This is a genomic window from Rossellomorea aquimaris TF-12 (genome assembly GCF_001648555.1).
GTDB classification, from domain to species: Bacteria; Bacillota; Bacilli; order Bacillales; family Bacillaceae_B; genus Rossellomorea; species Rossellomorea aquimaris.
In genome coordinates, this window is record NZ_LQXM01000029.1 from 499,610 (window position 1) to 517,192 (window position 17,583).

The 17,583-nt window shown below is 37.3% G+C and carries 17 protein-coding genes; 2 read left to right on the top strand and 15 right to left on the bottom strand.

Annotation, left to right across the window (positions count from 1 at the left end):
* Positions 1-66 precede the first annotated feature (66 nt).
* Positions 67-603, bottom strand: coding sequence for an outer spore coat protein CotE (locus IQI_RS16045; protein ID WP_064093632.1), 537 nt, complete (start codon positions 601-603; stop codon positions 67-69).
* Positions 604-825: 222 nt separating this feature from the next.
* On the opposite strand from IQI_RS16045, the gene IQI_RS16050 reads away from it, so the two are divergent.
* Entirely contained in the window at positions 826-1,047 is a 222-nt protein-coding gene (locus IQI_RS16050; protein ID WP_064093633.1) for a hypothetical protein, read from the top strand.
* Positions 1,048-1,093: 46 nt separating this feature from the next.
* Here the strand turns inward: IQI_RS16050 and IQI_RS16055 are convergent, their stop codons facing one another.
* A complete protein-coding gene (locus IQI_RS16055) occupies positions 1,094-1,525 on the bottom strand; it encodes a RicAFT regulatory complex protein RicA family protein (protein ID WP_064093634.1) in 432 nt (143 codons plus the stop codon).
* A gap of 1 nt (position 1,526) precedes the next feature.
* Positions 1,527-3,095 carry a tRNA (N6-isopentenyl adenosine(37)-C2)-methylthiotransferase MiaB gene (gene miaB / locus IQI_RS16060; protein WP_064093635.1) on the bottom strand — a complete coding sequence of 523 codons (1,569 nt, stop codon included), beginning with the start codon at positions 3,093-3,095 and terminating at the stop codon, positions 1,527-1,529.
* Between the two features lie 285 nt (positions 3,096-3,380).
* On the opposite strand from miaB, the gene IQI_RS16065 reads away from it, so the two are divergent.
* Positions 3,381-4,466 (top strand): coiled-coil domain-containing protein, encoded by a 1,086-nt coding sequence (locus IQI_RS16065; RefSeq protein WP_064093636.1) that lies wholly within the window; start codon positions 3,381-3,383, stop codon positions 4,464-4,466.
* A gap of 71 nt (positions 4,467-4,537) precedes the next feature.
* On the opposite strand, the gene IQI_RS16070 is transcribed toward IQI_RS16065, so the two are convergent.
* From IQI_RS16070 to IQI_RS16125, 12 genes are all read right to left on the bottom strand, one after another.
* Positions 4,538-5,404, bottom strand: a complete 867-nt coding sequence (locus tag IQI_RS16070; RefSeq protein ID WP_064093637.1) for a 2-oxoacid:ferredoxin oxidoreductase subunit beta — start codon at positions 5,402-5,404, stop codon at positions 4,538-4,540.
* A gap of 3 nt (positions 5,405-5,407) precedes the next feature.
* On the bottom strand, positions 5,408-7,150 hold the full coding sequence (locus IQI_RS16075; protein WP_064093638.1) for a 2-oxoacid:acceptor oxidoreductase subunit alpha: 1,743 nt from the start codon (positions 7,148-7,150) through the stop codon (positions 5,408-5,410).
* 220 nt (positions 7,151-7,370) lie between these two features.
* Positions 7,371-8,303 (bottom strand): dipeptidase, encoded by a 933-nt coding sequence (locus tag IQI_RS16080; protein ID WP_064093639.1) that lies wholly within the window; start codon positions 8,301-8,303, stop codon positions 7,371-7,373.
* 98 nt (positions 8,304-8,401) lie between these two features.
* Positions 8,402-8,662, bottom strand: coding sequence for a stage V sporulation protein SpoVS (gene spoVS / locus IQI_RS16085; protein ID WP_034760060.1), 261 nt, complete (start codon positions 8,660-8,662; stop codon positions 8,402-8,404).
* A 134-nt stretch (positions 8,663-8,796) separates the two neighbouring features.
* Positions 8,797-9,600 (bottom strand): TIGR00282 family metallophosphoesterase, encoded by an 804-nt coding sequence (locus IQI_RS16090; protein ID WP_064093640.1) that lies wholly within the window; start codon positions 9,598-9,600, stop codon positions 8,797-8,799.
* A gap of 253 nt (positions 9,601-9,853) precedes the next feature.
* On the bottom strand, positions 9,854-11,416 hold the full coding sequence (gene rny, locus IQI_RS16095; RefSeq protein ID WP_064093641.1) for a ribonuclease Y: 1,563 nt from the start codon (positions 11,414-11,416) through the stop codon (positions 9,854-9,856).
* Positions 11,417-11,764: 348 nt separating this feature from the next.
* A complete protein-coding gene (gene recA / locus IQI_RS16100) occupies positions 11,765-12,802 on the bottom strand; it encodes a recombinase RecA (protein WP_064093642.1) in 1,038 nt (345 codons plus the stop codon).
* A 307-nt stretch (positions 12,803-13,109) separates the two neighbouring features.
* Positions 13,110-14,348, bottom strand: a complete 1,239-nt coding sequence (locus IQI_RS16105; RefSeq protein ID WP_064093643.1) for a competence/damage-inducible protein A — start codon at positions 14,346-14,348, stop codon at positions 13,110-13,112.
* A gap of 64 nt (positions 14,349-14,412) precedes the next feature.
* A complete protein-coding gene (gene pgsA / locus IQI_RS16110) occupies positions 14,413-14,991 on the bottom strand; it encodes a CDP-diacylglycerol--glycerol-3-phosphate 3-phosphatidyltransferase (protein ID WP_064093644.1) in 579 nt (192 codons plus the stop codon).
* A gap of 83 nt (positions 14,992-15,074) precedes the next feature.
* Positions 15,075-15,986: a helix-turn-helix domain-containing protein gene (locus tag IQI_RS16115; RefSeq protein ID WP_064093645.1), complete on the bottom strand. Its 912-nt coding sequence runs from the start codon at positions 15,984-15,986 to the stop codon at positions 15,075-15,077.
* A 19-nt stretch (positions 15,987-16,005) separates the two neighbouring features.
* Positions 16,006-16,797 (bottom strand): DUF3388 domain-containing protein, encoded by a 792-nt coding sequence (locus IQI_RS16120; RefSeq protein WP_064093646.1) that lies wholly within the window; start codon positions 16,795-16,797, stop codon positions 16,006-16,008.
* 442 nt (positions 16,798-17,239) lie between these two features.
* A complete protein-coding gene (locus IQI_RS16125; RefSeq protein ID WP_064093647.1) occupies positions 17,240-17,497 on the bottom strand; it encodes a DUF3243 domain-containing protein in 258 nt (85 codons plus the stop codon).
* Positions 17,498-17,583 lie beyond the last annotated feature (86 nt).

The window sequence follows — 17,583 nt, forward strand, 5'->3', positions numbered from 1 at the left end:
AAGAGAGTTACACTGTTTACTAACCTAGAAGAAAAAACTAGGAAGAGGCCGTCTTCCTAGTAACCGTTATTCTTCTACTCCTTCTAAGAAGTCAGGATCTAGCTCTTCGAATTCTTCATCGTCTAATTCGCAATCCCAGTCATCATCGTCACAGCCTTCTGGGTTTACAAGAACACAAACTTTAGTTTCTCCGATAACTTCAACTAGGAATTCACGTTCAACATGAACAATGATTTTGTTACCGTTTGGTGAAATCACCGCTTCGCAGCAATTTGGCTGTTGTAGTACGCGTGCACATACTTCAATGTCGTCCAGGCAATCCGGGTCACGATATTTCAGCTTAATGACATCTGTGTAATCCACTCTTTCAGTCACAACAGATGTTTTTGTGTTGTCACTATGTGAGTACCAAACGTTGATATCATAAGAACCGTGTACCTCAACCTTCTTACCAACTTTGTGTGCTTCATACTGATGATTAATTATCCAGCAGCCTAATATGCTCGATGGATCTTGCGGCGGGCAAATCGTATGATGAGACTGTGTAAATTTACGTCCCTTCGCTACGACTGCTTTAGTAATAATCTCTCTATATTCTGCCATTCGAGCGAACCTCCTCATTCATTTTCAATTCATCTTATGCGACTATCTAGGTGTTTGTGCGAGAAAATTTCATTACGTAATAGGATTGTTGCGAGATAATGTATTGTATGCGAATACCCATTGAATGTTCTTAAAATCATCCTACTGACAATAATGTGATAACCTAGGTGATGTAGATGTAAAAGAGGTCTACGTTTACTTAATTAGAGGAGTGAATTGGCAGTGGCTAAAAGCAGAGCAAAAAAAAGACGAGAACATCACTTAAGAAATACCCGAAGAGATGTTACCCAATCTAGAGGTCATCATCCTGACTTTTCTACTTTTGAGAGAAAAACGAAAAGCAGGCTTGATATGGTTATTAAAGAACAAACAAAACATAAAAAGCGATCACTATTTGAAAGGGAAGTCCCTTTAAATAGCGATCGCTTTTTTCATTCATTATAATAGGTTTTGTTCATTAAATATGTGCTGCTACATACGCAACTATCTATTATGAACAGCTTCCAGGTGTAGAGTTTTCTACTTGTGATCCTGTTTCACCACGGAGTAAATCTCCTCCAGTGGTTTCAATAATATGATCTGTAACATTGTTTGAAATGACAGATGCAACAATTTGCAATAAGTCATTCACGTCAGTTTGAGATTCCTTAAATTGTTGAACAACAGGAATTGCATCGATTTCTTTTTCAAGATTCTCTATTTTCTCTTCAACCATTTTTAAAGCTTCAATTTTCCCATAATGTTGAAAGTTAACAGCTTGTTTTTGCAAGCTCTTAATACTTGCAATCATTTCACGAACTTTTTGGTTTTCATGAATTTGTGCTTCTGCTCGCTTAAAGAAATCCACTTCTTCTGTTTCAGCAATCATTGTTGCAAGTTCTTCTGCTCGTTTCATAATGTCATCTTTAGTATATTTAGCCATATTAATTCACCTCTACTGGTTCTTGAAATTCTGTTCCAATACTGCCTTCTTCAATAAACTCTCCATCTAAAGACCATGATTTTGCTTCAATAATTTTTACTTTTACAATCTTCCCAATCATAGAATTTGGAGCTTTGAAGTTTACAAGCTTACTTCGTCGCGTATAACCTGCTAAAACATCAGGGTTCTTCTTGCTTTCTCCATCTACAAGAACCTCAACGACTTGACCTTGATATTTTTTCATGGCTTCTGCAGAAAATTCTTTAACAAGGGCATTTAAGCGTTGAAGACGTTCTTTTTTCACTTCCATCGGTACATTGTCATTCATTTTCGCAGCTGGTGTACCTTCTCTTGGAGAGTAAATATAAGTGTATGCTGATTCAAACCCGACTTCTCTGTATAGAGAAAGCGTCTCTTCAAATTGCTCGTTCGTTTCGTTTGGGTACCCAACAATAATATCTGTTGTAAGGGATACATCAGGCATCGCTAACTTAATTTTACGTACCAATTCCAAGAATTGTTCTCGACTATATTTTCGAGCCATAATCTTTAAAACATCTGTTGAGCCCGATTGAACCGGTAAGTGTATATGTTCTACAAGGTTCCCTTTTTTCGCCAGAACTTCAATTAAATGATCATCGAAGTCTCTTGGGTGGCTTGTTGTAAAACGAATTCGAGGGATATCAATTTTTCGTAATTCATCCATCAAGTCACCAAGACCATATTGTTCCAAGTCCTCGATATCTTTCCCATATGCATTTACGTTTTGACCCAGGAGTGTAATTTCTTGATAACCTTGCGCTGCTAAATGGCGTACTTCCTGAATAATTTCCTCTGGACGGCGACTACGCTCTTTTCCTCGAGTGTATGGAACAATACAATAGGTACAGAACTTATCACATCCGTACATGATATTAACCCATGCTTTAATATTACCACGTCTGACCTTTGGAAGGTTCTCAATGACATCACCTTCTTTAGACCAAACCTCTACCACCATGGCCTTAGACATATACGCATCTGAAAGAATTTTTGGCAGGCGATGAATATTGTGAGTACCAAAAATCATATCGACCTGTTGATATGTTTTTAATATCTTATTTACTACAGATTCCTCTTGAGACATACAGCCACAAACACCGATTAATAACTCAGGCTTTTCTCGTTTTAAATGCTTTAGATGACCTAATTCACCAAATACTTTGTTTTCTGCGTTTTCACGAATTGCACAAGTGTTTAACAGAATAACATCTGCATCCTCTGTCGTATTTGTTGCTTCATAGCCTAAAGCCATAAAAATTCCAGCCATAACCTCAGTGTCATGTTCATTCATTTGACATCCATACGTACGAATGTAGAATTTTTTCCCGTTCCCGAGGCCCCTATATTGATCTTCAATCGTAAAGTCACTATGGTAGCTTATTTCTTCTTTTCCGCGCTTCTTAGCATCCTTTAAGGATGGTGGAACATATACGCTTTGGAAGTATTTACTGTAATCCTTTTCGGATTTTTGGTCCGATGGAGTAGCTGACTTTGATTGTTGTCCGTGTTTGCGTTGTTCTTCGTTCATGAAAAAACCCCTTTCTAACTCTATAACAATACGATATTTCAATCGTTTTCTTCTATTATAAAATTGATAATAAAAACAAAAATACATTCTTACACATTATTATAGTATAAAGGTTTTTGGGCTTACATACAATAGAGGCGCATAAGTGTTGAAAAATGGACGAATTTATTAAGAAGACTCCCAAATCCTTTTTTTCACAATTGGGCTTAGGCGAAAGTAACGGTGTGTTAAATAGGTGAATAACGTGAAGTAAGGAAAAGACCCACAAAGGAGATTGATTTAACGATGGAAGAGAATAAGAGCCCATTATATCATTTAGATAACCAGGAATTGATTTATATGAAATCTCAACTCCAAACCTATGAAAAGAGAATTCATAAGCTTAAAAGAAGTAGCTTATTCGCAGAAAATGAGTACTTAAGAAATGAGTTATTACAAACTTCTACAGAATTAAAACAAATGGTCGAACACATTCAGATCCAAGATTCCCTTGAAGAAGATTTGATAAAAGATCGAAATACATTCCGAGAAAAATACGAGGAAGCGGAAGGTGAACTAAAGCTGGCCACCTCAAAAATGTACGATCATCAAAAACAAATCAACCTGGTTGAACAGGCTAAAAATGAGGTGGCTCAAGAACTATCTAATGTAAAGATCGAAAAAAAACAAGTTGAAAAAGAACTTCGACTTTTAAAGAAAGAATGTAATAAATTAAAAAAAGAAAATAAAGATCTTGCTGAAACGAATGATATCTTCTCCGAACAAGACCATAAAAACCAACTCACTATATCTGCCCTCAAAGCTGAAGTAAATACCCTTCAAAAAAATGTAAAGGATTTAAAAAACACACTGTATCAGTCTGAAGAAACGAAGAAAGAAATTTTCAGAGATTTACTCATAAAAGCAGAAAAACTTGAAGGAATATTAGTAGAAAGAAAGAGTCTTATTGAACGATTTAATGAAGCGAAGAAACAATTAATACAAGCGGAAAAAATGAAAAAAGAATTCTTTCTTGAAATCATTTCCTCTTATAAACGACAATTAGAGGAGCAAGATGCTTGGTTAAGTGGTCAGTTTGCAGATATTGATCGAGTGGCAAATGATCATAATCATAAATTAAATACCCTAACAAAGGAACAAAAAAATGCAAGTGATGAAATAAATGAGTATGTAGAAACCACTTCATCAAAATTTGAACATGTCGAAGAAAAGCTTTCATATTTCTTAAATGAACTCTCAGAACTTCATGAACACCAGAACACTTTAACGGACAAATTAGCCTCAATCAAAGAGATAGTATTATCCAATGATAAAATTCAAACAGATTCCTCTTCCGATAAAGAAAGATTAGAGGAGACCAAATTAAATTAGGCATAGAATACGACTGAACAAAAAAAGAAACAGAGGAAAGGATATTCCCTTCCCTCTGTTTCTTCGTTTCATTACATAAATTCTTTTAGTAATTGATCAAATGTACCTTCATCCAGCTTTAAATCATGAGTGCTAAGAGGCTCTTCAGAATATCCAGCGACAAGCTCTTGATAAGAAGGCTGCTCTTTATTTTGATAGATTAAGCCTGTTACTAGGCCCTGGTTCTCCATTAGGGTACTCATGGCTTGTTCACGATTGGAAGAATCATAATTTTCCATTTCACTTAACTTTGTTAAATTCTCCTTAAACCAATCATACGTATTTATTTTGTTATACGTTACACATGGACTAAATACATTAATCAATGAAAATCCTTTATGATTAAGCCCAGCTTCAATTAATGCTGTCAATTCTTTCAAATCTGAAGAAAAGCTTTGGGCTACAAACGTTGCCCCTGCCGTTAATGCCATTTCCATTGGTGCCAAAGCTGGTTCAATGGAACCTTGAGGTGTGGACTTTGTTTTAAAGCCAGTGGAAGAACGTGGAGACGTTTGTCCTTTCGTTAATCCATATATCTGGTTATCCATTACAATGTATGTCACATCGACATTACGACGAATGGCATGAATCGTATGACCGAGACCAATGGCAAATCCATCTCCATCTCCACCTGATGCAATAACGGTTAAATCTTTATTAGCCATCTTCAACCCTTGAGCAATCGGTAGAGAGCGTCCATGGATACCATGAAAGCCGTATGAATTAATGTACCCGGAAATACGTCCTGAACAACCAATACCCGAGACAACGGCTAAGTTTTCAGGATCCAGACCTACATTGGCAGCTGCACGTTGAATAGCTGCCTGTACAGAGAAGTCTCCACACCCTGGACACCAGTTAGGTTTAACATTGTTTCTAAAGTCTTTAAAGGTTGCCATGGATTAGATCAACTCCTTACACTTCGTATGAATTTCATGTGGTAAGTATGGAGTACCATCATATTTTGTAAGATTTTTTATCTTATTACCATACCCAACATTCATTTTTATTATATTAGACAATTGTCCAGTAGCATTATGTTCAATCACTACTACTTTCTTTGCTTTTTCCATTAATGGTTGTAGTTCATCAGCTGGGAATGGATGAACCAACCGAACATGAGCATGATTGACTTTTATGCCATCGGCTTCTAATCGATTCATTGCTTCCTCTATTACTCCACGGGTTGAATTAAATCCAACCAATAATAAGTCAGCCTCTTCATGAGGTGCATGGACATGAATGGGTTGATTAAAACGAATCTTTTCAATTTTCCGCATACGCTTGTCCATTTGTGCTTGTCTATTCACTGGAGATTCTGATGGTTTTCCTGTTTCATCATGCTCTACTCCTGTAACGTGATGGATTCCATTTTTCATTCCTGGAATTACACGTGGAGAAGTACCATCTTCTGTTACCTCATAACGTTTAAAATACTTTTTAGGCTCAAGTTCCTCCAGGTTTGATGCGTCTCCTACAAGCTTTCCTCTACGAATCTCCACTTTACTGTAATCAAGGGGTTCAACCGTTTGCTTACCTAATGAAAGCTGAAGGTCTGAAAGAATTATAACAGGACACTGATATTCCTCAGCCAGATTAAATGCTTCAACCGTATCATAAAATGCTTCCTGTACTGTACTTGGAGCGAGAACAATCTTTGGAATCTCACCATGAGTACCATAAATCATTGCCATTAAATCAGATTGTTCTTGTTTCGTGGGTAAACCTGTTGAAGGACCACCACGCTGAGTATCTACCACCACAAGAGGTTGTTCTGTCATTCCTGATAAACCTATGGCTTCCATCATTAAGGATAAGCCAGGTCCGGCAGATGCAGTAAACGAACGGATACCACCATAGTTGGCTCCAATTGCCATTGTTGCAGCGGCAATTTCATCCTCTGTTTGAATAACGGTTCCTCCTACCATTGGTAGCTTCTTAATTAAGTATTCCATGATTTCAGAAGCAGGTGTGATTGGATAAGCCGCCATTAAACGGACTCCACCAGCAAGAGCTCCTAAAGCAATGGCATCATTACCAATCATAAACATACGCTTATTTCCGTCAGCTTCTTTTAATTGTAGAGAACCTACCTTTTCACCAAGTTCAGCTTTCATAGCTTCGAATCCTTGCTTAATGGCTTCCATATTTTTCTCTACCACTGCGTCGCCTTTACGGCCAAAAATTTCTTCAACTACTTCTTTAAAAACGTTTGGATTTAAGTTTAATACAGCGCAAGTAGCTCCGACGGCCACCATGTTTTTCATGAGAGACGTCCCTAGTTCTGAGGCAATCTCAGTAAAAGGAATAATGTAAAGGGATGCATTCGTTTCTTCAGGTTTTTCAGGCTTAAACTTTGCATCTGCTATCATAACTCCATTGCCATGAAGTTCTTTATAATTCACATCGATTGTTTCTTGATCAAAAGCTACTAAAATATCTAAATCATCTGCTATTGCTCGTACTTGGGAAGTACTCACACGGATTTTATTATTTGTATGTCCTCCCTTAATTCGAGAGGAGAAATGACGGTAGCCATATAGATAATATCCAAGGCGGTTTAGAGCCATAGAGAAAATTTCACCAGTACTCTCTATCCCTTCACCTTGTTGGCCACCAACTTTCCAAGAAAGTTGTTCTTTCATTTATGACACTCCTTCTTACACGCCCTATTTTACTAAACAGTATCTTATACGAAACTAAAGACTATTAATAATACATTGTTTTTACTGTTATATTCAAATAAACTCACTCTATCAGTTTATCACTTTTCTATATAAATCACTACTGTCTTAGTGAGTTAATCGCCTATTATTAAATGATAGGTACCCTTGATTATGTATAAACGATGTCATCAAATACATTTTATTGTATCGCACTAGGTAGCCGATTAAAAAAGTTCTCATATAAAAACTTCTCTACTTGTTTTTCACTGTAATATCGTTGAAGAATATCTATTAGATTCTCGTACTGACTGAAAGAAGATAGACCCAGAACTGTGTCATCTATTCCGTCAAAATCCGAGCCGAAACCTATGTGATTTTCTCCTCCTAAGCTACAGATATGCTCTATATGTCTAATTATATCGGAAATTTCCGCAATCCCTTTTTTATTTAAAAACGGAGGAACAAACGTAATTCCCATAACACTATCTTTTTCTATAAGAGCCACTATTTGTTCATTTTTCAGATTACGAGGATGTGGACAAATAGAAAAAGCATTGGAATGAGAAGCGATGGGATAATCAGCCACATCAATCGTATCCCAAAATGCCTTTTCGCATAAATGTGAGACATCTGTCCACATTTTTTTATTGTTCAAAAAAGAGATGACTTCATGACCAAAATTTGTTAGTCCTGCGCCTCTAGGTTCTAGAGCACCATCAGCAACTGCATTTGCCCAATTCCAGGTTAATCCTACTGAACGAACGCCTAATCGATATAAAATTTCAAGCTTTGTCATATCCTCCTCGATTGCTTCTGCACCTTCTAAAGTTAGCATGGCTCCAATTTCATCTTCCTCCAAAAGATCAACCTCTTCTTTAGATGTAACAAGTTGAAGTTTCGGATTTGGCTTTAGGATTTGATTGTGAAAAAGGTTCACCATTTCAAGTGCCGCTTGAAAACGTTCACCAGGCTTTAAATAAGAAGGAAGGTAAATAGCAAATAATTGCAACTTACTCCCGTTTTTTTCTAGTTGGGGATATGTAATATGTAAATCACTCTTTGTTTGAAAGGCTTGTGCTTTTGGATCTAAGTAAAGCTTTAATAATACATCACAATGAGCATCTAATATCATTTCACTTCACTCCTTCAACATATTCTATCTGTAATACTAGTGAAAAATAGAAAGGCTGTCCACTAAAGGTTAATCCTTAATGAACAGCCTGCATTCTTTTATCTTGGTTCTACTATTAGCTTTATCGCTGTACGTTCTTCTCCATCAATCAGTATATCTGTGAAAGCCGGAATACAAATTAAATCCAGACCACTAGGAGCAACAAACCCTCTTGCAATGGCAACGGCTTTCACAGCTTGATTTAAAGCTCCTGCACCTATTGCTTGAATCTCAGCTCCTCCTCTCTCACGAAGAACACCGGCGAGTGCACCAGCTACAGAATTAGGATTAGATTTTGCTGAAACTTTTAATATTTCCATTCCTTTTCCTCCTTGTCATTTCCCCCATACCGTATGTCCGTGGTAAAGAACAAACTTGGTATAAATGATTCCACTGATACTATATTCAGGAAATGGACAATTCATTCCCGTATAAGGAAAAAAGGAAGGAACAATTAATATTCAGCCATAAATGGATGGTCTTCGTTGATTAGAATTCGCTCGATTTTTTTCGCTTTTCCTGTTTTGTTGTCGATATCGATTAGGCAGGCACTTAGAATTTTCCGACCTGACTTGGGTACCTCAAACCTTACCGGTAAACTAGTTTGGAATCTCTTAAGTACTGAATCTTTGTTCATGCCTAACACTTCATCGTATGGACCCGTCATCCCTACGTCACACATAAAAGCTGTTCCGTTGGGTAGTATTCGATTATCAGCGGTCTGCACATGAGTATGTGTTCCGATTACAGCCGAAACACGTCCATCTAAAAACCAACCCATCGCTTGCTTTTCACTTGTAGCTTCACCATGAAAGTCAACAAAGATAATCGACGTTCTTTTCTTAGCCTCATCAACTAACTCATCGATCACGTAAAAAGGATCGTCTAATGGAGCCATAAAGGTCCTGGCTTGTGCATTAATGACGGCAATTTCTTTACCATATACTTCTGCGAACACCAAGCCTGAACCAGGAGTGCCTTCTGGAAAATTAGCTGGTCGAACTAATTGTTTTGAAGTATCAATAAAGTTAAAAATATCTTTATTATCCCAAGCATGATTACCAAGCGTCACCATATTGGCTCCTTCTTGAATAAATTGCTTGTATATTTTTTCAGTAATTCCTCTTCCTGATGCAGCATTCTCACCATTTACTATTGTAAAGTCAGGCTCATGCTTTTTCTTTAATTTTGGTAAATACTCTGTTATCATTTCGCGCCCTAAAGAGCCTACTACATCTCCGACAAATAAAATTTTCATGAAATTTCCCTTCTCTATATGTATTTATTTCGATGATGACAATCATTTATGTAGTTATTGTATCACATTTCTCTTTTCTTCTATTCACAGGTGTTCCAAAATTACTTTTTTCTTTGGGGGCGAAAGCTTGTTTTAGTTATCGAAGCAACGATGAAGAGAGTGGTAGTAAACAACAATCATAATTCACCAGATGAAAAATAAGCTATAACAAAAAAGCTGACCCGGAAGGAAGCATCCTTCTCGAGTCAACTTTTTATTTTGCGTATTCAACAGCTCGTGTTTCACGGATAACTGTTACTTTAATATGACCAGGGTAATCTAGTTCATCTTCAATTCGTTTACGAATATCTCTCGCTAAACGATGGGATTCTAAATCATCTATTGCTTCTGGCCTTACCATAATGCGCACTTCACGTCCTGCTTGAATAGCAAATGATTTTTCAACGCCTTCATAAGACTCAGAAATTTCTTCAAGCTTTTCAAGTCGACGAATATAGTTTTCTAACGTCTCACTTCTAGCTCCTGGTCTAGCAGCTGAAAGTGCATCTGCTGCTGCTACAAGAACAGCTATGATTGACGTTGGTTCAGTATCTCCATGGTGAGAAGCAATACTGTTAATGACAACAGGATGCTCTTTATACTTTGTTGCTAATTCAACACCAATTTCCACGTGACTTCCTTCTACTTCATGATCAATCGCTTTTCCGATATCATGGAGTAAGCCTGCACGTTTAGCCAGTCTTTCGTCTTCGCCAAGCTCGGCTGCAAGAAGTCCTGACAAGTATGCCACTTCCATTGAATGTTTCAATACGTTTTGACCGTAACTTGTACGATATTTTAAACGTCCTAAGATTTTAATTAAATCCGGGTGAAGTCCGTGAACGCCAACTTCAAATGTTGTTTGTTCACCAATTTCACGGATATATTCATCCACTTCACGTCGAGATTTATCCACCATCTCTTCAATTCGCGCAGGGTGGATTCGTCCATCCTGTACTAATTTCTCTAATGCAATTCGAGCCGTTTCTCTACGAATCGGATCAAAACCAGAAAGAATAACTGCTTCAGGAGTATCATCAATAATTAGATCTATTCCTGTTAATGTTTCTAGCGTACGAATGTTACGTCCTTCTCGCCCAATAATTCGACCTTTCATCTCATCATTCGGTAAGTTCACAACACTAACTGTTGTTTCTGCAACATGTTCTGCTGCACAACGCTGTATAGCTAGTGAAAGGACTTCTTTCGCTTTCTTATCTGATTCTTCTTTTGCACGTGTTTCATGTTCTCTAACCATAATAGCTATATCATGGGAGAGCTCATTCTCAACGCGTTCAAGAATAATTCCTTTCGCTTCATCACGAGTTAAGCTCGAGATACGCTCTAGCTCAGTTTGCTGTGATCGTACCATCTCGTCCACTTTGCTTTCCATCTCTTCAATATGTTGTTGTCTTTCGTTAAGAGTTCCCTCTTTCCTTTCAAGTAAAGCTTCACGCTTATCAAGCGTATCGTCTTTTCGATCGAGGTTTTCCTCTTTTTGCATTAAACGATTTTCTTGTTTTTGCAATTCATTTCTTCGTTCACGAAGTTCATTTTCCATTTCTGTGCGAAGTTTATGATTTTCATCCTTTGCTTCTAAAAGTGCTTCTTTCTTCAGAGCATCTGCCTCGCGCTTTGCATCTTCTAAAATATGCTCCGCTGAACCTTTAGCACCAGCAATCTTTGCTTCAGCAATGGACTTACGAATTAGGTATCCAACAACTACACCGACGATAAGGCCAAGCAAAATGGAGATGATTGTAATAGTAGGTTGCATTATTTCACCTCCTCTTGCTATGAACTGTCATCATGTCTTTTACATGTCGGCTTGTACATTGCTCACTATGAACTCAACATACAGCGCTAGGCTTTCAAATATTCATTCGAAAAATTTGTAAAATATACATGTTAATTTTAAATCTCTGAAAATTTATTGTCAAGGGGTTGACCCTTGTAGAACTAGATTTCTAAAGGATTTCTTCCTTTTCGACAAAAATCGATATAGAAATTGTTGTTTTTAAATCCTTTTTTGTAATTGGTGATCTGACTAGTTTAGACACAAACCCCATTTATGCATAATAAAGAGAAGCAAACGATAACAGGTTTGCTTCTCTTCTATGGACTCTTAATCTTCTAAAAGACCTAGTTCAGCTTGATCTTCTGTTTCTGCACGACCAGTATCCAATCCGTAATGCTCACGAATCTTCAACATAATCTCACTTCGCATTTCAGGGTTTTCCTTAAGGAAAATCTTAGCGTTTTCACGGCCTTGACCAAGACGTTCATCATTGTAAGAATACCAAGCACCGCTTTTTTGAACGATATCCAATTCAGATCCAAGATCAACAATTTCTCCTTCTTTGGATATCCCTTCTCCGTACATGATATCAACTTCAGCTACACGGAAGGGTGGAGCAACTTTATTTTTTACTACTTTAATTTTGGTCTTATTACCAACCATTTCGTTACCCTGTTTAAGAGTTTCTGCACGACGCACTTCTAAACGGACAGACGAATAGAATTTCAACGCACGTCCGCCGGGAGTTGTTTCAGGATTTCCGAACATTACTCCGACTTTTTCACGAATTTGGTTGATGAAAATCGCAATTGTTTTAGATTTATTAATGGCACCCGATAGCTTACGCAGGGCTTGTGACATCAAACGAGCTTGAAGACCAACATGAGCGTCACCCATCTCTCCCTCAATCTCTGCTTTAGGTACTAAAGCAGCAACTGAGTCAATAACAATAGCATCTACGGCACCACTTCGTACTAATGCTTCTGCAATCTCTAATGCTTGTTCTCCTGTATCAGGCTGAGAAAGCAATAATTCATCTATGTTTACTCCAAGCTTTTGTGCATATTCAGGGTCAAGAGCATGCTCAGCATCGATAAATGCCGCTTGTCCACCTTGAGCTTGAACTTCTGCAATAGCATGAAGAGCTACAGTTGTTTTACCGGAAGATTCTGGACCATATACTTCAATGATTCTTCCACGTGGATACCCGCCAACTCCAAGAGCTGCGTCCAAGGCTAATGAGCCACTAGGACATGTTACTATTTTTCTATCAGTTTGTTCTCCAAGCTTCATGATGGAACCTTTACCAAACTGTTTTTCTATTTGTTTTAGCGCCATATCTAAGGCAGCTTTACGATCGCTCACAAATCTTCCTCCTTTAATTTCTTAACTAAATGAAAACAACCTATAAGTTTGTCTCAAATCCAACCTATCTATACTATAAACGTTTTTATTCAAGAAAACAAGATAAAAATCGAACATTCATTCGGTTTTTTTCTACGCCTGTTTTTTTAAACTTTGTTGCTTATAAAAAGTCTCTTTTCGTAAAAATTGTTTTTTTACAACATAAAATTCTCCATTTGCTATGTCAACTAGTGTGTACTAGATGACATAGCCATTCCACATCAAAAAAGCTGCCCTCTAAATAGTAGAAGACAGCCATACTGTTATGTTAGTCTTTCAATTCCTTGATCAGATAATGCCAGCCATATTTCGCGGTTCTCATTCGATTGTCATTGCGTCCTCCACCGAGATTCAATAGAAAGGTTTTTGTTGGTTGTTGTTTCACCGATAATCCAATCCAAACGGTTCCCGCAGGCTTTCCATTATGATCCCCTGGTCCAGCAACACCTGTGAAGCTGATTCCAACGTCAGAATGAAAGAGATCCCTTACATTCTCAGCTAATTCCACTGCACACTGTTCACTCACAGCTGAATAATTCTTCAGCGTACTCTTTTTCACCTGAAGAACTTTTTCCTTAATATCATCCTGATAGCAGACTACCCCGCCATTTAGGATATCCGAAGCTCCAGACAAAGAGGTAAGCTGTCCTTGAAAAAGTCCACCAGTCAAGCTCTCTGCACAGGAGAGGGTTAACCCTTTTTCTTTCAGGAGCTTGAACCCTACTTCTATAAGTGAAGCTTGACTATAACCGTAGAAATAGTCTCCGACAATATTCATAATCTCTGCTTCTAATTTATCAAGAAGCGCTTCCGCTACTTCCTTTGATTCGTGTTTTGCAGTTAACCTTAACGTAACCTCCCCCTCTGAAGCTAATGGAGCTATGGTAGGGTTTGTCTGCTTATCAATAATGGCTTCAAGCTCTGTTTCTAGCTGAGCTTCACCTATACCAAAAAAACGAAGGACGCGTGAATGAATTGTTTCTTTTCTATTTAAGATGGCTAAAATAGCTTTTTTTCCATATTTACTAAACATGGGCTTCATTTCTGATGGTGGCCCTGGGAGTAGCATATAGGCTTTAGTATCTTTTTTCATAAACATCCCTGGAGCCATGCCGTGCTCATTCTTTAATGGAGAAGACCCATCTAAAATGAGAGCCTGCTTTTCGTTATTAGGCGTCATGCTCAGATTGGTTACTTCAAAATACTTTTTTATTGATTCTAGAGCCGCTTTATCCATCGTTAAATGAGTACCTAAAGTCCTCGCAATCGTTTCTTTCGTTAAATCATCTTTCGTGGGCCCAAGCCCACCGGTGAAGATTAGCAAATCAGCACGGCCTTCTGCTGTTGCAATTGCCTGTTCTAAACGTTCAGTATTATCACCTACAGTCGTATGATAATATACATTTACACCTAATTCAGCTAATTGCTCGGAAATGAATTGAGCATTTGTATTCGCAATTTGACCAAGTAATAATTCTGATCCAACCGCAATAATTTCTGCGTTCAAATGGATTCCCTCCTATCTAATATAAAGAAAGGGATGATTCAAATACGAATCAACCCTTTCTATCTTATTTTGAATTTACAAACGCTTTTTTGTTATGGTAAAAATAATCCCATCCTGACCATACTGTAAAGAACATAGCTACCCAGAGAGAAAGTGTAGCAAATGGAAGATTGATGAGTTCAAAAATTGCATTGTGAAGAAGAAGTGCGGAAATGGCAATAATTTGAGCCCACGTTTTAATCTTTCCAAGCTGACCAGCCGCCACTACCTCTCCTGAACCTGCCAGTACAAGACGAAGACCTGTTACAGCAAACTCTCGGCTTATGATAATGATGACTATCCAAGAAGGAGCAAGTCCCAGCTCTACAAGTACAATTAATGCTGCCGACACAAGTAGCTTATCTGCTAAAGGATCTAAAAACTTCCCTAAGTTCGTCACTAGGTCCAGCTTTCGAGCATAATAGCCGTCAATCCAATCTGTTGTTGAAGCTATAATAAAGATTAGTGCCCCAACAAAATGCTTGACTGGTAAGTTAGCACCAAGAAAGGTCATTTCTCCCCAATTTAATGGAGCCAGCATAATAATTAAAAATAATGGAATTAAAAAGATCCTTGAAACTGTAATTTTATTAGGTAAGTTCACCTTACTACCTCCAATACATAAAAACACATTAAACTCTATTGTATGTAAGAAAAAGGAGTCATCCAAACTCCTTTCATCTTAGATTACTGTGATGCCGGCTGAGTATAGTTAATGATAATATCCTGCCTGACAACATCTGTTGCTATTTTATATTCTAATGAATTACCATTAACTAAAATATTTGTATTTGCTGCATTTCCAATTACTAAATAAGCTTGTTTATCAGAAGAAAGATCAAAGCTTTGTTTGTCTTTATCTTTAAGTAAACCTTCGAATAATACCTCATCTTTTGAATTAAACACCTTGACCCAAGTATCTCCTTTAGCCAAAAGTTCTAATTGAAATTTGTCAGTATTCTTTAATTCATAAGTAGTTTTATACCCTGAACTATTAGTGGCTTCCAAAGACTGCTCTTCTTTTTGATCTTTGGATTCTCCAGATGAATCATCTTCAGCTTGTTTGTCTTCAGATTTTTCATCCTCATCATTGTTATCTTCTGAAGATTTTTCTTCGTCAATCTTTTCAGAAGGAGCTGGGTCCTTTTGATCTACTGCAACCTGTTCTTGATTGCTTGAATCACTCGAATCGGCATTGCTCCCAACTTTACTTTGCACAAATGCCCATAAAGCAATTAATGCCCCAATCACAAACACAGCAATTAGTAACTTCGGAAGAATATCAAATACCTTAGATGAGCTTTCTGATACTCTCTTACTTGTTTGAACACGTGAAAGAGAAAGAGGTATTTCACCTTCCTGTGTTGTTGGGATTTCATCCTTATGCTCTTCAAAAATTAATTCCGATGGAAGTCCTACTGCATCACAATATTGTTTAATAAATGCTCGCACATAAAACTTTCCAGGCATCATATCATATGAGCCTTCCTCTATACCAATTAAATATCGCTTTTGAATCTTTGTAATTCTTTGTAAGTCATCAAGGCTATAACCTTTAGCTTCTCGGGCTTCCTTTAAACGATTTCCTAAATCCGTCACTACTTAACACCTTCCAATATTAAAAATCAAATCCACCAAAATCAGAATTTTGAAACAGATTATTTTTTTCTACCAAATCATATGTAATCTCTTCATCAGGATCGTTTCTCAGTTCGATAATATAGTCAAAATCTTCTAGTGAATATTCAGAGTTTTGAACAAAAATGTCAGGGTGCTCAATTACCTTCACTGCAGATAAACGCATAATTTCCCTCACTAGCTGCCAATGCTTTTCACTTGCTCTACGAGTTGAAACGATTCCGTCGATTATAAAGAGATTTTCTGAAGAATACTCATCTTCAATTAATTTACTTCTTATTGTTTGCTTCAATAGAGTAGAAGATACAAAAAGCCATTTCTTATTGGCGCAAACACTAGAAGCAACTACTGATTCCGTTTTCCCAACTCGAGGCATCCCCCTAATACCGACAAGCTTATGCCCATCCTGTTTAAAAAGTTCCGCCATAAAATCCACGAGTAAACCTAGTTCATCACGTACAAATCGAAACGTTTTTTTATCATCTGCATCACGTTGAATATAACGACCATGTCTAACTGCCAGACGATCTCTTAATTTCGGTTCTCTTAACTTGGTAACATTAATCGTATCCATTGTTTGTAATATAGATTCAAGTCTTGTTATCTGTTCATGACTATTGGCAAGGAGAAGCATGCCCCTTCGTCCTTCATCAACACCATTTATCGTCACTATATTAATCGATAGCATTCCTAATAATGAGGAAATATCACCTAAGAGCCCTGGACGATTTTTTTGAATTTCATATTCTAAATACCATTCTTTTCTCTCCATTGGGTACCTCCTAAATAAAAGGTGACTATTAATTCGACAAAATTCGAAAGAAAACTCAAACATCTAGCTTTTATAATAAATGATTTTCCTCTAATAGAAAAGGAAAACATACATAAATATGTACAATTTCCGGATTTTGAATGAATTAAGCATGAAATATATTTATATTATCAAAAAAAAAGGCTCTTTTCGTAAACTTTGTTGCTTATACAAAGCGAGTAGTGGTTGATTTTAGCTTGTATAAATAGAAATATTCTTTCTTTTGTGCAGAGACCCTGGAAGCGAAGCTGAGGATGCTCGGCCGAACGCTAACTGCAAGGGAAGCAGTTCCCCTCACCGCCTATCACAAACAGATTGACAGAGCCATTAAGAGACTTAAGTTATAAAACAACTTCCCTTGAAAAATAGCCTAAAAAGAAAAGGAGAGGAAAAATCCCTCTCCTTAACGAGTACCATTGTTATTAACAAGTTTGACCATCATGTTCGCAATAGTATGTTGCTCTTCAGGAGAAGCGACAGACCACAAATCAGCCAACACTTTTTCTTGATCATTCTTAGGCTCTACCTGTTGAGCTAAGTACTCACCTATTTGATAAGCTAAATCAGAAACTGTTTCATTCTCCATTCCACCATGCTGAGCCTGGTGAAGACGATCACCTAAGAAGTTTTTCCAATCTGACCAATTATCTAACACAGACATTTGTCATGACCTCCTTTATTGAAATACAATATTAGTTTGTATCCAGGAGGAAAAAATATTCGTTATCGGGAAGTTCTAAAAAAATT